The sequence below is a fragment of the Armatimonadota bacterium genome (genome assembly GCA_031081585.1).
In the GTDB taxonomy this organism is placed as follows: Bacteria; Sysuimicrobiota; Sysuimicrobiia; order Sysuimicrobiales; family Humicultoraceae; genus Geohabitans; species Geohabitans tengchongensis.
Genome location: JAVHLY010000014.1, coordinates 18,527 through 32,067, shown reverse-complemented (window position 1 = coordinate 32,067; position 13,541 = coordinate 18,527). Strand labels below are relative to the sequence as shown.

General features: G+C 73.0%; 16 protein-coding genes. All 16 read right to left on the bottom strand.

The features are described 5' to 3' along the window. Positions 1 to 82 precede the first annotated feature (82 nt). The 16 genes from RB146_07245 to RB146_07170 all read right to left on the bottom strand — a co-directional run bounded on the left by RB146_07245 (position 83) and on the right by RB146_07170 (position 13,503). A complete protein-coding gene (locus tag RB146_07245; protein ID MDQ7828773.1) occupies positions 83 to 538 on the bottom strand; it encodes a poly(R)-hydroxyalkanoic acid synthase subunit PhaE in 456 nt (151 codons plus the stop codon). Next, positions 535 to 1,629, bottom strand: a complete 1,095-nt coding sequence (locus RB146_07240; GenBank protein ID MDQ7828772.1) for an alpha/beta fold hydrolase — start codon at positions 1,627 to 1,629, stop codon at positions 535 to 537. Before RB146_07240 ends, RB146_07245 begins: the two co-directional genes overlap by 4 nt. After that, on the bottom strand, positions 1,626 to 1,922 hold the full coding sequence (locus RB146_07235; GenBank protein ID MDQ7828771.1) for a hypothetical protein: 297 nt from the start codon (positions 1,920 to 1,922) through the stop codon (positions 1,626 to 1,628). Before RB146_07235 ends, RB146_07240 begins: the two co-directional genes overlap by 4 nt. 28 nt (positions 1,923 to 1,950) lie before the next feature. Next, positions 1,951 to 2,220: a hypothetical protein gene (locus RB146_07230; GenBank protein ID MDQ7828770.1), complete on the bottom strand. Its 270-nt coding sequence runs from the start codon at positions 2,218 to 2,220 to the stop codon at positions 1,951 to 1,953. Positions 2,221 to 2,339: 119 nt separating this feature from the next. Continuing rightward, on the bottom strand, positions 2,340 to 2,858 hold the full coding sequence (locus tag RB146_07225; protein ID MDQ7828769.1) for a hypothetical protein: 519 nt from the start codon (positions 2,856 to 2,858) through the stop codon (positions 2,340 to 2,342). A gap of 24 nt (positions 2,859 to 2,882) precedes the next feature. Beyond that, positions 2,883 to 3,653: a BTAD domain-containing putative transcriptional regulator gene (locus tag RB146_07220; GenBank protein ID MDQ7828768.1), complete on the bottom strand. Its 771-nt coding sequence runs from the start codon at positions 3,651 to 3,653 to the stop codon at positions 2,883 to 2,885. Between the two features lie 16 nt (positions 3,654 to 3,669). After that, a complete protein-coding gene (locus RB146_07215) occupies positions 3,670 to 4,356 on the bottom strand; it encodes an ABC transporter ATP-binding protein (GenBank protein MDQ7828767.1) in 687 nt (228 codons plus the stop codon). 51 nt (positions 4,357 to 4,407) lie between these two features. After that, positions 4,408 to 5,145 carry an ABC transporter ATP-binding protein gene (locus RB146_07210; GenBank protein ID MDQ7828766.1) on the bottom strand — a complete coding sequence of 246 codons (738 nt, stop codon included), beginning with the start codon at positions 5,143 to 5,145 and terminating at the stop codon, positions 4,408 to 4,410. Continuing rightward, positions 5,142 to 6,149: a branched-chain amino acid ABC transporter permease gene (locus tag RB146_07205; GenBank protein ID MDQ7828765.1), complete on the bottom strand. Its 1,008-nt coding sequence runs from the start codon at positions 6,147 to 6,149 to the stop codon at positions 5,142 to 5,144. The genes RB146_07210 and RB146_07205 overlap by 4 nt, the downstream gene beginning before the upstream one ends. After that, positions 6,146 to 6,988: a branched-chain amino acid ABC transporter permease gene (locus RB146_07200; GenBank protein ID MDQ7828764.1), complete on the bottom strand. Its 843-nt coding sequence runs from the start codon at positions 6,986 to 6,988 to the stop codon at positions 6,146 to 6,148. The genes RB146_07205 and RB146_07200 overlap by 4 nt, the downstream gene beginning before the upstream one ends. Positions 6,989 to 7,098: 110 nt before the next feature. Next, on the bottom strand, positions 7,099 to 8,265 hold the full coding sequence (locus RB146_07195; protein MDQ7828763.1) for an ABC transporter substrate-binding protein: 1,167 nt from the start codon (positions 8,263 to 8,265) through the stop codon (positions 7,099 to 7,101). An 80-nt stretch (positions 8,266 to 8,345) separates the two neighbouring features. Beyond that, positions 8,346 to 9,407 carry an alpha/beta fold hydrolase gene (locus RB146_07190; protein MDQ7828762.1) on the bottom strand — a complete coding sequence of 354 codons (1,062 nt, stop codon included), beginning with the start codon at positions 9,405 to 9,407 and terminating at the stop codon, positions 8,346 to 8,348. A 1-nt stretch (position 9,408) separates the two neighbouring features. Beyond that, positions 9,409 to 10,239 (bottom strand): alpha/beta fold hydrolase, encoded by an 831-nt coding sequence (locus tag RB146_07185; protein MDQ7828761.1) that lies wholly within the window; start codon positions 10,237 to 10,239, stop codon positions 9,409 to 9,411. A 2-nt stretch (positions 10,240 to 10,241) separates the two neighbouring features. Then, positions 10,242 to 11,828 carry a long-chain fatty acid--CoA ligase gene (locus RB146_07180; protein MDQ7828760.1) on the bottom strand — a complete coding sequence of 529 codons (1,587 nt, stop codon included), beginning with the start codon at positions 11,826 to 11,828 and terminating at the stop codon, positions 10,242 to 10,244. Between the two features lie 5 nt (positions 11,829 to 11,833). Further along, on the bottom strand, positions 11,834 to 12,829 hold the full coding sequence (locus tag RB146_07175; protein ID MDQ7828759.1) for a 3-oxoacyl-ACP synthase: 996 nt from the start codon (positions 12,827 to 12,829) through the stop codon (positions 11,834 to 11,836). Continuing rightward, complete coding sequence (locus RB146_07170; GenBank protein ID MDQ7828758.1) at positions 12,826 to 13,503, bottom strand: TetR/AcrR family transcriptional regulator; 678 nt, start codon at positions 13,501 to 13,503, stop codon at positions 12,826 to 12,828. The genes RB146_07175 and RB146_07170 overlap by 4 nt, the downstream gene beginning before the upstream one ends. Positions 13,504 to 13,541: the final 38 nt, after the last annotated feature.

Here is a 13,541-nt window from a genome sequence, read left to right as displayed (position 1 = left end):
TCCGCCGCGCTCGGCGCGGCACCGGCGGCCCGAGACAGCGGTATGGCCGCGCTGCCCCTTTCCGCCGACCCCGACACCGGCCTCACCGCCTGTCGGCCCTCTGCGTCCGCGCCACGGGTCGCTGCGGCGCGCGCGCGCGGCGGCCCCGCGCGCGGCCGCCCCTCTGGCCGCGTCCAGAGGGCGGCGCTGCCCGCCCGGACCGTCCCCGCAGGGCATCCACCCTGCCGGCCAGCGCCTCCACCTGCCGGGCCAGCCCGTCCAGGCGCTCGGCCAGGGCCAGGACGTCCGCGCGCGTCGGCAACCCTGCGCCTTCAAGCGAACGCTGGAGGACGCGCTCCATCTGCCGCAGCGGCGCCCAGGCCTGCAGGAACACCTCGAGCGACCGCCCCATCACCTGGGCGAACTCCTCGGCGGCCACCGTCTCGTGCATCGCTTTCGCCCAGGCATCGAGCCAGGCCTTTTGCAAGGCCTGCCAGGGTTCCGGCTCACCGGACGGAGCGACACCCCGGGGCTCCGCGCCCGGCTGGCTCCCGCTCACCGCACCCGCCGGGTCCGGGACCCGGAGCGGCGGCGCAGCCAGGCGCGCAGCCGCGGCCAGAAGACCTCGGTGGCCTCGCGGCCGACCACGGCGCCCACGTGCCCGCCGGGCAGGGTGAGCAGGGTCACGTCCCGCGACCCCACCAGGCGGTTGAGCGCCACCGCCGACGGCAGAGGGCAGATGTGATCCTGCGTGGCGACGACGTTCAAGAGCGGACAGCGGATGCGCCGGAGGTCCACCCGCATGCCGTCCACGGTGAGGCGTCCCTCCGCCAGGAGATTGCGCTGGTAGCAGTCGCGCACGAACTGCCGGTAGGTCTCACCCGAGACGGGGACGTTGTCCTCGACCCAGCGGTGGAGGGCCACGAACTCCAGGAGCTGCTCGGGGTCGTCGGCGCGCTCCCAGAGGGCCACCAGGTTGCGCAGCCGGGTCAGCGGGCGGAGGGCGCGGAAGCTGGCCTGGAGGAGCCACCCCGGGAGATTGCCCAGCGTGTCGACGAGCTGGTCGACCGGGAAGTAGGGGGCGGCAGCCCAGGCCCCCAGCAGGCCGGCCTGGCGGAAGTCGATGGGAGCGGCCAGGGTGACGAGGTTGCGCACGCGGCGGGGGTGGCGGGCGGTGAAGATGGCGGTCAGGACCCCGCCGATGCAGTAGCCGAGCAGGGACAGGCCGGCGGCCCCCGTGGCGGCCCGGACTTCGTCCACGCAGCGGCGCAGATACCCGTCGATGTGATCGCCGAGCGTCACGAACCGGTCGACGCAGCCCGGCGTGCCCCAGTCGACGAGCCAGACGTCGAACCCGCTGTCCCGCAGGTAGCGGACCAGGCTGCGTCGCGGGGTGAGGTCGAGCACGTAGTGGCGGTTGATGAGCGACGGCACCAGCAGCAGCGGCACCGCGGAGACCCGCTTCGCCGCCGGGCGGTAGTGGAGCAGCCGCACAGGCCCCTGGGTGAAGGCGACGTCCGCCGGCGTGCTGCCCAGCGGGACCTCCGCTCCGCGCAGCGCGTACCAGGCGCGGGCCCACCGCCAGCCATTGAGCAGCGCGTCGGCGCACCGGACGGCGGCGAGACGGTCCTGGTCCGCCCCGGTCCTCACGGCGCTGTGCCACCCCTTTCCTCCAGCCGTGTCACGCGGCGGTCGAGCCAGGCCACCTCTCCCTCGAGACGGCGCAGCCGGGACCACAGGCGCGCCTCCGCCCCTCCCGCCCCGCCGCCCACGGCCGGCCACGGTGACGCCCACCGGACAGCCAGGAGGGCGCCCCGCAGCCACCCCCCCAGCGCGGCCAGAAAGAGCGGGTGCCGGGCGGCCGCCTCCCACCAGGAGGTCGCGACGGGCTCCAGGGTCTCCAGGACGGTCTTCAGGACGGTGACTGCGGGGTCACGCTCCATACCGGCCGGGCCGCCGGAGGGTGGAAGGCTAACCGACCGACGGGACGCCGAAGACTTTCGCCAGACGGCGCGTGGCGACCTGCGCCTGTGCCTGCCAGGCTTCTAGCACGTCCAGAGCCAGCTCTCCTTCCTTCGCCGCCAGCTCGCGGGTGCGCGTGAGGGCCTGCGCCGCGATCGCGCTCAGCCGCTCCCGCACGGTCAGCGCCTCGTCGACCCACTGCTCCGTTGCCTTCAGCCACAGGTCGGCGTACACCTGGGCGGGCGATCCCCCTGCGGTCGTCTGGGCCTGCTTGCTCATGACCATCCCCCTCCTCCCGGGTGTGGTGTCATGCTCCGTCCGTGCTGCCCGTCGCGGTGCGCCGGAGCCTGGACGGGCTTCCCGAACAGGGCCGCCGGTGCCGCGCCGGGGCCCACCCATCAGCCGCGCTTGCCGCCTTTGCGGCCGGGACGCTTCGCAGACCGCTCCAGCCGATCCACCCGCTCGGCCAGCTGCTCGACCCGGGCGGCCAGGCGGTCCACCGCCCGGGCGAGGTCGGGCGACGTCCCCCCCACACCTTTCCAGGCCTGCAGCGAGCGCTGCACCGCCTCGTTCAGCTGCTGCTTGAGGGCGTCCGACTGCTGGATGACCCGATCCATCGCCTGGAACAGCAGGCTGGAGTAGGTCGTGGCGAACTCCTCCCACAGCTTCAGGCTCTCTTGCAACAGCTTGTCCTGATCCATGGACGTCCCCTCCGCGGTCTCTCGGGTGAGTGCGGCCAGGTGACGCTGCATGAACGCCACCACCTCGGCGAACCCGGTGAACGGGACCTCCTCGCTGGTCTGGACGTGGCGCACGGTGCCCCGCCAGCGCAGCCGCGGCTCGCCCGTCCGGTCGCGCCAGGCTTCCTGGACGAAACGCACCAGGAAGGAGGCGATGCCCTGCCGCGTCGTCCTCACCGCCCCCACCCTGGCGGAGGCGAGTTACGGCGGAGTTACAGGCGGCCACGGGCGACCGCGCAGCGTCCGGGCCAGGGCCTGCGTCTCGGGCAGGGGCTCCAGGCCGAGCTCGCGGAGGGCAGCCACGCACCGCTCGTAGGACCGCAGGGCCTGGACCCGGTTCCCGGTGGCCAGGTGGGCGCGCATCGCGATGCGGTAGGCCTCCTCCCAGGCCGGGTCGATGGCCAGCATCCGCCCGGCCAGCCGCAGGCTCTCCCGCGGCTGCTCGTCCAGGAGGAGGCCGGCCAGGGCGGCCATGGCCCCCAGGGCCAGCGTCTGCAGCCGTTCCCGCTCCGCCGTGGCCCAGTCGTCGTAGCGGCGGTCCGGCAGGTAGTCGCCCCCATAGAGGTCGAGGGCGGCACGATAGGCGGCCCGTGCTGCGGCCGGGTCGCGCGCGGTCTGCTGCGCCGCGGCGGCGACGTACGCCTCCATCGCGTCCGCGTCCACCCACACACCCTCGCGGGTCACCTGGTAGCCCTCTCCCACGCGCCGGACGAACCGGGAGGGCTGCCGGGGTCGGCGACGGGGCTCCAGCGCGTACCACAGCGCGTGCAGCGCCACCTTGAAGTCCCGGTCGGCCACCCGGGGGTCGAGATCCGGCCAGAGGCGGTCGACGATCTCGTCCTTCAGCATCGGACGGTGACGGGCGGTGAGGAGGAACTGGAAGAGGAGGAGGGCCTTCCGGCGCCTCCAGGCCCGGGCCGGGATCTCCTCCCCGTCTCGCAGGACGCGGAACCGCCCCAGGGTGTAGACCACGAGCCCCCTGGCGGGCTCAGAGCCCCAGGTAGGCCTGTTGGACGTGGGGGTTCTCAAGCAGCTCGCGGCCCGTCCCCTCCAGGACGACCCGGCCGTTCTCCAGCACGTAGCCTCGGTGGGCCATCACCAGCGTCTGGCGCACGTTCTGCTCGACCAGCAGGATGGTGACCCCGTGCCGGTTGATCTCCCGCAGCGCCTGGAAGACGGCCTGGACCAGCACCGGCGCCAGCCCCAGCGAGGGTTCGTCGACCAGCAGCAGGCGGGGGCGGGCCATCAGCGCCCGGGCGATCGCCAGCATCTGCTGCTCCCCGCCGCTCATCGTGCCGGCCGGCTGCGCCGCCCGCTCGCGCAGGCGGGGGAAGAGGGCGTGGACCCACGCGAGGGTCTGCTCCCGGGCGTCCCAGGCGCCCGGGACGAACGCCGCCCCCAGCTCCAGGTGGTCCCGGACCGTCATCTGCGGGAAGAGGTGGCGCCCCTCGGGCACGTGGGCCACCCCCAGCCGGGCGATGGCGGCGGGGGAGCGGTGGGTGACCACCGTCCCGCCGACGCGGATCACCCCGCTGGCGCGCACGAGGCCCGTGATGGCCCGCAGCAGCGTCGTCTTGCCCGCTCCGTTGGCCCCCACCAGGGCCACGATCTCTCCGGGAGCGACGCGCAGGGTGACGTCCCACAGGACGCGCACCGGCCCGTACCCCGCGCTCATCCCCTCCACCTGCAGCAGCGCGTCGCCGTCCGACGGCCCGTCCAGAGGCCCTCACCCCCCTCCCTCGCCGGCCTCGCCGAGGTAGGCCTGGATGACGGGGGGGTCCCGCGCCACCGCGGCGAACGTGCCCTCGGCGATCTTCCGGCCGAAGTTCAGGACCACCACCCGGTCGGCCAGGTCCCGGACGCTGCGGATCACGTGGTCGATCACCAGCAGGGTGATCCCTGCGCTGCGCAGGCCCCGCAGCATCTGCACGGCCTGGTCGACCTCCGGCGGGCGCAAGCCGGCCATCACCTCGTCGAGCAGCAGCAGGCGCGGGTGCGTGGCCAGCGCCCGGGCGACCTCCAGCCGCTTGAGGTCCGCCACCCCCAGCCCCGTGGCCTCCCGGTGCATCAGGTGCTCGATGCCGACGAGGCGACAGATGCCTTCGGCATCGCGCCGCGCCTCGGCCAGGGACTTGGGGACGGCGTGACCGAACAGCTCCCCCACCATGACGTTCTCCAGGACGGTCATGTCATGGAAGGGCTGCATGACCTGAAACGTGCGGCCGATCCCCAGGTGGGCACGCGCCGACGGCGGCAGACGGGTGATCTCCCGCCCGTCGAAGGCGATGCGGCCCCGGTCAGGGGCCAGCAGCCCCGAGATCAGGTTGAACGCCGTCGACTTCCCCGCCCCGTTCGGCCCGATGAGCGCGAGGACCTCGCCTTCCCGCACCTCGAAGGAGAGGTCGCTCACCGCGACGAGCCCGCCGAACGCCTTCGTGACCTCGTCCAGCGCAAGCAGGCTCACCGCCCCGCCCCTCCCGCCGGCGGCGCCGGGCCGACGGCGACCGCCGGGGGCCGGCGCAGGCGCAGGGCGACCAGCACCCCGAGCAGCCCGCGCGGCATGTAGAGGACGACCACCGCCAGGATCCCTCCGTAGAGGATCAGGTGGCCGCTGCGGATGGTCGCCCGCAGGGCTTCCTCGCCTGCCCGCAGGACCACCGCCCCGAGCAGCGGCCCCGCAGTGGTGTACAGGCCGCCGAAGATGGGCGCCACCAGTGCACCGACGGAGATGGCCAGGCTGAAGACCTCGAAGGGGTTGATGAAGAGGAAGACGTGGGCGTAGTACGCCCCCGTCAGGCCGGCAAAGAAGGCGCTCAGGGCGAAGGCCGCCACCTTGAAGCGGACCACGTCCACGCCCATGACCGCAGCCACCGCCTCGTTGGTGCGGATGGCCGTGAAGGCGAAGTACCAGCGCGACCGGTTCACGCGCCACGAGACCAGGAGCGTGGCCAGCAGCACGGCCAGGATGACCAGGTACTGGCCCACCAGGCTGGCCGGGAAGAGCGGCGGGACGACGAGCCCGGTGGCGGCGCCGAAGAAGCGCACCTGCTTGGCCACGACCCGCAGCGTCTCGGTGAAAGCCAGGGTGGCGATGGCGAAGTAGATGCCGCGCAGGCGCAGGGTGAGCAGCCCCAGCCCCACGGCGCACACCACGGCGAGGCCGCCCCCGGCCAGCATGGCCAGCGGGATGGGCACGTGCAGCCGCGTGGCCAGCAGCGCCGAGGTGTACGCCCCCAGCCCGTAGAAGGCGGCGTGCGCCAGCGAGAGCTGCCCCGTCCGCGCCAGCAGGTCCCACGACACGGCCAGGACGGCGAAGATCAGGATGTTCAGGGAGAGCTGCAGCAGGTAGGGCTGTGTGCGGACGGTGAGGAACGGCCAGGCCAGGGCCGCGCCCAGGAGGAGCGGGACGCCCAACCGGCCGGCCAGGCGGTCCGGCCGCGACAGCGGCAGCGCGCGGGAGACAGTCACTGGAAGAGCCCCCGCGGTCGGACGAGCAGCACGAGCAGGATGAGGAGGAAGAAGACCCCCTCCGACCACCCGCCGCCGTTGGGCACGTAGAACTCCACAAACGCCTCGGCGAGGCCCAGGACCAGGCTGGCGTAGACGACCGCGCCGATGTTGCCCAGCCCGGCGATGACGATGATGGCGAACGCCTTCAGCGTGTAGAGCAACCCCATGTAGGGCGAGGCGGAGAGCTGCAGGGTGATCATCAGGCCCGCCGTGCCGGCCAGGGCCACCGAGAGGCCGAAGGCCAGCAGGTAGATGCGATCGACCTCGACGCCGATGATGGCGGAACCGACGCGGTCCTGCGCCACCGCGCGCATGGCCTTGCCCACCCGCGTGCGCCCCAGGAGGGCGTAGAGCGCCGCCGTCAGCCCCGTGGCCAGGACGAAGACCACCACCTGGGGCAGGCCGATGGTGAAGGGCCCCAGGGCGAGCGCGCTGGCCTTGTAGGGGATGGCGGCGGTGCGCGGGTCGCCGCTCCAGAGGATGACGGCCAGGTTCTGGAGGAAGATGGCGATGCCGAAGGTGAGCAGCATCTGGTTCAGCTCGGGGGCGCGCAGGACGCGCCGGATCGCCGTCCGGTAGAGCGCGCCCCCGAGCACGAAGAGCCCCGCCGCGCCCAGCGGGATCGCCGCCAGCGGGTCGACGCCGTACGAGGCGAAGAGCCAGTACCCCAGGTAGGCCCCCAGCATGAGGAACTCCCCGTGGGCGAAGTTCACGATCCCGATCACCCCCACGGAGAGGGCCAGCCCGACCGCGGCCAGCGCATACAGCCCCGAGCGCAGCGTCCCGAAGATCAGCACCTGGAGCAGGGTCTCGATGCCTCAACCCTCCCCCGGCCCGGGGCCCCCGTCGTGGCGCCGGGTGCCCCCGACGTCGTGTGGACCGCGGGGCGGGGCCCCGCGGCCGTGGGTCAGCGGCCGTACCCCACCGGGTACTGCAGCCGCCCGCCGGCGATCTCCTCGGGCCACACGGTGACCTGCTTGCCGTCCCGCCACTGGAAGGCGATCAGGCTGGTGAACCCCTGGTAGCGGCCCACCAGCGACCGCTTGAAGGTCAGCCGCCGGCCGATCGGCCCCTCGTAGTCCGTCGCCGCCAGCGCCCGCGTCACCGCCGCCCGGTCGGCGGTGCCGGCACGGTTGACCGCGTCGGCCACCGTCACCACGTTGGTGTAGGCCAGCGGGCCCCAGTAGGAAGTCGGTTCTTCGCGGAACTTCTCGCGCCAGCGGCTGACGAAGCGCTGCGAGGCCGGGTGGCGGTTCTCGGGGGTCCACAGCGCCAGCCCGGCCACGTTGTTGCCGGCCGCCAGGCGCTCGTAGCCGATCGGCCAGGAGGGGGGTGTGCCGATCATCAGCTTGGGCGCGAACCCGACCTGGCGGGCCTGCGTCACGATGGGGACCACGTCCTGGGCGAAGCTGATGAAGACGAAGACATCGGCATTGGCGCCCTTGGCCTTGGTGAGCAGCGGGGTCAGGTCCGGCGTGCCGCTCTTGAAGGCGTCGATGAAGGTCACCTCCACTCCGTAGTTGCGGGCGAAGGCCCGGATCGCGTCGATGGACCCCGCGCCGAAGGGCCCGTCCTCGTGGGCCACCGCCACCGTCTTCGCCCCGGTGGACTTGATGAACCGGAAGAGCGAGTCGGTGTTGTGGTAGTCCCACGGGTGGTAGTGGAAGAACCAGTCGGCGTCCTTGACCAGGTCCCGCTCGATACCTGAGAAGGCCGCGCCCGTCCAGGCCATGAGGATCGGCTGGCGGAGGACTTGGCTGACGACCGCGATGGTCACCGCGGACTGCAGGCCGCCGATGAGGATGTCGATGCGGTCGCGCGTGACGAGCTTCTGGAAGACGGCCGCGCCGGTGGGCGGGTCGCCTTTGTCGTCCTCCACGATGAGCTCGAGGGGACGGCCCAGCACTCCCCCGCGGCCGTTGACCTCCTCCAGGGCGAGCTGGTAGCCCTTCTGCATCGCCTGCCCGCTCACGCCCTCGGGACCGCTCAGCGGGATGATGGCCCCCAGCCGGACCGGCCCCGCCCGCTGCGCTGCTGCCGGTGCCAGCACCGCCAGCAGTGCCACCAGCGCCACTCCCGGAACCCACCATCGCCCTCCACGTCTCATGGCTCTCCCCCTTTCGCTCCTTCCCGTGTGTGCCGGCTCCACGGCCGTCAGGTGGTGGCCGCCGACACGAAGGCCACCAGCAGGGACCGAAACCGCTCGGGGTCCTCGAGGTGCGGAGAGTGCCCGCAGTCGGGGAAGACCTCCTCCGCAACCGAGCCGCCGTCGCGCCGGTAGGCGTCCAGGACCGCCCGAGTCTGGCTGACCATCGGTTGCGGCGGGAAGACCTCCTCGCCCGGCCACCCCGGTACGGCCCCGATCCGGCCCAGGTACCCGAAGTCGAACAAGGACGTATCGGAGACGATCTGGTCGTCGGCTCCCCGGATCCAGAGGACGGGCGGCTTGGGCGTGAGGCGGGCGAACCCGCTCAGGTTGCAGTAAGCGGGCGACATCGCGTTGTTCACGCCCCGTCGGCCGGGGGCCACGTGTGGCCAGTGGGGGGAAGGCGTCACGTCCCCCGGGTAGTTGTCATCGCCCACGGCGGTGGTGAGGACCTCCGCGACGAGGATCTCCTCCCGCTCGGGCGCGGGCCGAAACGGCGGCTTGACGTAGAAGGCGCGCATGACGTTGCGGGGGGAGAAGGGGCTCTCGTCAGTCCGGTCACCTTCGCGCAGGCGCCGGACGAACTCCGGGTTCGCCGTCCCCCCGCCCGAGCCGGCGTAGTCGGGCCAGCAGGGCGTTCCGGCCTCGTCTCTGGTGCCGCCGAAGCCATAGGGCGACAGCGGCGCCTCCAGGGTCAGGGAGGCGACACCACCGGGGTGGTCCAGCGCGTATTGCATCACCACTCCCGCCCCCAGCGACCACCCGACCAGGTGTGGCCGCTCGACGGCAAGCGCTTCCAGGAGCGCTGCCAGGTCGTCGGCGAAATCGCGCAGCCCGCGAGTCGCGTCCACCGGTCGGAGTTCCGATCCGCCGTACCCGCGCAGATCCATGGCGATGCCCGACCAGGGCGCGGGCAGCGTCGCCAGGATCTCCTCCCAGAAGCGCGCCGTGGAGATGTTCCCGTCGACAAATACCACCGGCGCGCCGCCCATCCGGGCCGTGCGCAGGACGTGGGTACGGAGTCGGCGCGTCTGGATGACCTCGGAGACCACCCCCGGCAAGAGCGCCATGTCAGCCCTCCTCCCCGGCCGGCGACGCCTCCACCGGCGCCCCCCGGAGGAAGTCCACGACCAGCCGGTTGAAGGCCTCGGCCTGCTCGATGAAGACGAGATGCCCGCCGCCCTCGAAGACCCGGAGCCGCGCGTGCGGCAGCCGGTCAGCCAGCAGGGCGGCGTTGGCCACCGGCAGGACCCGGTCCGCCGAGCCCGCCACCACCAGGGTGGGGTGGCGGATCTCGCGGAGGTGCGCGGAGAGGTCGAAGGCCTGGCCGGCCTGAAACTGCCACGCCCACGCCTCGGGGGACTGGGGACGGGCGAGGCGCCAGTCCAGGATCTGCTCGACCTCCTCCGGGTGCGCTGCCATGTACCCGGTGGCGAAGGCGAGCGCCATGGCCGCGCGCAACCCGTCCCGCGGCGGCAGGGCGCGCGCCGCCAGGAGCGCCTGCAGCGTCTCCGGCGGCATCGGCACCGCCTCCGGGCCGCCGGCGGTGGTGTTCACCAGGACGAGACGCTCCACGCGTTCGGGGTAGTGCAGCGCCAGTGCCATCGCGACCATCCCTCCCATGGAGACCCCCAGGACGTGCGCCCGGGGAATCTCCAGGTGGTCCAGCAGGGCGACCGCGTCGGAGGCGAAGAGGTCGATGGTGTAGGGGCCCGGGGGCGCCTCCGAGAGACCGACGCCACGGGTGTCGGGCAGGACGAGGCGGAAGTGCTGGCGCAGGGCCGGCCGCTGGCGGAACCACATCCACAGCGCATAGCCCAGGCCCTCCAGCAGGAGCAGCGGGGGGCCGCTCCCCTCCTCCTCGTAGTAGAGCCGGATGCCGTTCAGGTGGGCGTACGGCACGGTCAGCCCGCCGCGAACCGTTCGCGCAGCACGCGCTTGAGCACCTTGCCGGCGGCGTTGCGCGGCAGCTCGTCCACCACCACGAGCGACCGCGGGATCTTGTACCGGGCCAGGTGCGGGGTACAGAAAGTGAACAGCTCCTCGGCGGTAAGGGTCTGCCCGGGCCGCAGCACCACCACCGCCAGCGGCACCTCGCCCCAGCGGGGGTGGGGCGAGGGGATGACCGCGGCGTCGAGGACCGCCGGGTGTTGGTAGAGGACCGCCTCCACCTCGGCGGGGTAGATGTTCTCGCCACCGGAGATGATCATGTCCTTGCGCCGGTCCACGATGTAGAGGAACCCTTCCTCGTCCAGCCGGCCCAGGTCGCCCGTCCGGAACCAGCCGTCGACGAAGACCTCCCGGGTCGCCTCCGGGCAGTCCCAGTACCCGGCGAAGAGGTTGGGCCCGCGGGCCCAGACTTCCCCGACCACGCCCGGCGGGACATCGCGGCCCTCCTCGTCCACGACGCGCAGCTCGGCGTGCAGCGCCGCCTTGCCCACCGACCCCGCCTTGCGGAAGGCGTCGGCGGCCGGGACGAGGGTCAGCGTGGGCGCGGTCTCCGTGAGCCCGTACCCCTGCTGGAAGAGCACGCCGCGCTCGCGGAAGGCCTCGATCACCCGCAGGGGACAGGGCGCGCCGCCGCAGGAGAACCGCACCCGGCGGAGGTCCAGCCGGCGGAACCCTTCGTCCTCCAGCAGGGCCTGGTAGATCGCCGGGACGGCAAACATCGCCGTGACCTGCTCTTCGGCCAGCGCCCGGACGACGGCCGCGGGCTCGAACCGCGGCAGCAGCACGGCGGTCGCCCCCAGGTGCAGCGAGGGGAGGGTGAGCAGCCCCAGGCCGCCGCTGTGGAACATGGGCAGGACGTTCAGGGTGACGTCACCGGCGACCAGGCTGAGCGCCGTGCCGATGTTCACGCTGTTCCAGAACTGGGTGGCCTGGACCAGGACCGCCCCCTTGGGCCGGCCGGTGGTGCCGGAGGTGTAGAGGATGAGCAGGGGGTCGCCGCTCGCGCCTTCGGGCGCGGCAGGGCCGGCGGAGAGCAGCGTCTCGTAGGGCACAGCCGCCGGCAAGCCCGCCTGGCCGGTGCCGGAGACGTCGGGGAGGCACACCACCTGCTCCACCGCCGCGGCCTCCGGCCTGCGGCGCAGCGCCTCCGCCAGGTCGGCGAGCGCCGGGTCCACGACCAGCACCCGGGGGCGGCTGTCGCTCACCTGGAAGGCCAGCTCAGGGGAGGTGAGCCGCCAGTTCAGTGGCACCAGCATGGCGCCTAGGCGGGCGGCGGCGAAGAGGAGCTCCACGTACTCCAGTCGGTTCAGGGAGAGGATGGCCACGCGGTCGCCCCGTCGAATGCCGAGCCCGCGCAGCCCTCCGGCGACGGCGGCGACTCGGGCCTGCAGCTCGGCATAGGCAACCCGCCGGTCGCGGTCCACCATCGCCGTCTTGTGCGGACAGAGGTCCCGCCGCCGCTCCAGCCAGTGCCAGATCCCCCAGTCGGGCCACCCCTGGGGGGCCTGGAGCCCGCCGCTGTGCTCGTGTGTCTCCTGCATCGGCCTCACCACCGGATGGCCGTCGCGGCCCACGTGTACCCCGTCCCGGCACTGAGCGCCACCGCCAGGTGGCCCGGCCGGAGCCGGCCCAGCCGCTCCCCTTCGGCCAGCGCCACCAGGGGGTCGATGGCGGACATGTGCCCGAAGCGCTCCAGGTAGACGGACTGATGCGGCTCCAACCCCAGCGCCTGGAGGAGCGCCCGGTGCATGGAGCGCTTGAGATGGAGCACGGCCAGGAAGTCGAGGTCGGCCAGCGCCGCCCCGCTCCCTTCCAGGGCCCGGCGGACCACCTCGACGAAGCGGCCCAGGGAGACCGGGTCGAGGCGGGCCTTCATCCCCTGCGGGTCCGGGACGTCGAGGTGGTGCAGGCCCCGCTCCACCGTCTCGTGGGAGGGCGGCAACACCGACCCGCCGGCCGGGACCATCACGTCGTCGGCGAACGCCCCGTCGGTCAGGATGGCCGAGGCCAGCACGCGGTGCCCCGCCCCCGGACCGCGCCGGAGGAGGGCCGCCGCTGCCCCGTCGGCGAAGGTGAAGGCGAACCGCGAGCGGCCATTGCGGTAGTCGATGATGGAGGACTCCCGCGAAGCGCCCACCAGGAGGATCCCCCGCAGGCGCCGGTCGGCCAGCAGCATGTCCCGTGCCACCTTCAGGGCGATCGGACCGCACGCGCTGGTCGCCATCAGCTCCAGGGCGAAGGCGCGGTGGAGGCCCAGGGCGTGCTGGATCTTCGGGGCCACGGCCCACAGGTAGTAGTCCTTGTGGGCGCTGCCGAAGTAGATGACCGCGTCCACCTCGCCCCGGCCGTCCACCAGGGGCCGAGCGGCCCGGATGGCCAGGTCGGAGACGTGCTCGTCGGTCCCGGCCACGTGCTTGCCGGTCAGGCCGAACTTAGCCGTGATCACCGCTTCGGGAATGCCGCTGGCGGCGGCAATGGCGGCGGCAGGCTGGTATCCCGCCGGGAAGTACGTGTTGATCGCCGTCAGTCGGACCTCGCTCATCGCGCGCGCGCGGCGGCGCGCCCGGGCACCCCGCCGGCGGCGGATCGCCCGGGCGCAGATGCGTCCATTCCCCTCAGCACGAACGCCATCATCGCCTCCACGACCCGGGGGGGCGGCGCCCGCCGCTCCCAGAGGACCCATCGCATCCCCAGGAAATCCCCGATGCCCATCAGGCAGTAGGCCAGGACCTCGGGGTCGAGCGGCCGGATCTGCCCCTGCGCCATGGCGGTGCGCAGGCCCCGGGCGTACCCCTCGGCGATCCTCCGGTAGTACCAGCGGTAGATGGCCGGGTGGACCAGTTCGGCCTGGCGGATGATGCGGTACATGGCCCGGTGTCGCCGGATGAAGTGGAAGAACGCCAGGAAGCCCTCCCGCTCGACCTGGCGCCGATCAGTCAGCCCCGCCACCCGCTGCTGGATGGTGCGGCGCAGGTCGTGGCTGAGCTGGCGCACGAGCTCTTCGAAGATGGCCCGCTTGCTGGGGAAGTACAGGTAGAAGGTGCCCTGGGCTACCCGGGCGCGTCGCGTGATGTCGGCCACCGACGCGGCGAAGTACCCCCGGCTACCGAAGGCCGCCTCGGCGGCCGCCAGCAGGCGCTGGCGCGTCCGCCGACCCCGCGCCTGCGGCGGCGGCGCCCCGGGACCTCGACGGAAAGGTCGGAGAGAATGTGACAAGTGATTCACCTGTCAGATTTTTCGCCGGGCACGGAGGC

Excerpts from the sequence above, each read along its gene's own strand:
- RB146_07235 (MDQ7828771.1), bottom strand. The coding sequence starts at position 1,922 with ATGGAGCGTGACCCCGCAGTCACCGTCCTGAAGACCGTCCTGGAGACC.
- RB146_07180 (MDQ7828760.1), bottom strand. The coding sequence starts at position 11,828 with ATGCAGGAGACACACGAGCACAGCGGCGGGCTCCAGGCCCCCCAGGGG.
- RB146_07175 (MDQ7828759.1), bottom strand. The coding sequence starts at position 12,829 with ATGAGCGAGGTCCGACTGACGGCGATCAACACGTACTTCCCGGCGGGA.
- RB146_07215 (MDQ7828767.1), bottom strand. The coding sequence starts at position 4,356 with ATGAGCGCGGGGTACGGGCCGGTGCGCGTCCTGTGGGACGTCACCCTG.
- RB146_07230 (MDQ7828770.1), bottom strand. The coding sequence starts at position 2,220 with ATGAGCAAGCAGGCCCAGACGACCGCAGGGGGATCGCCCGCCCAGGTG.
- RB146_07190 (MDQ7828762.1), bottom strand. The coding sequence starts at position 9,407 with ATGGCGCTCTTGCCGGGGGTGGTCTCCGAGGTCATCCAGACGCGCCGA.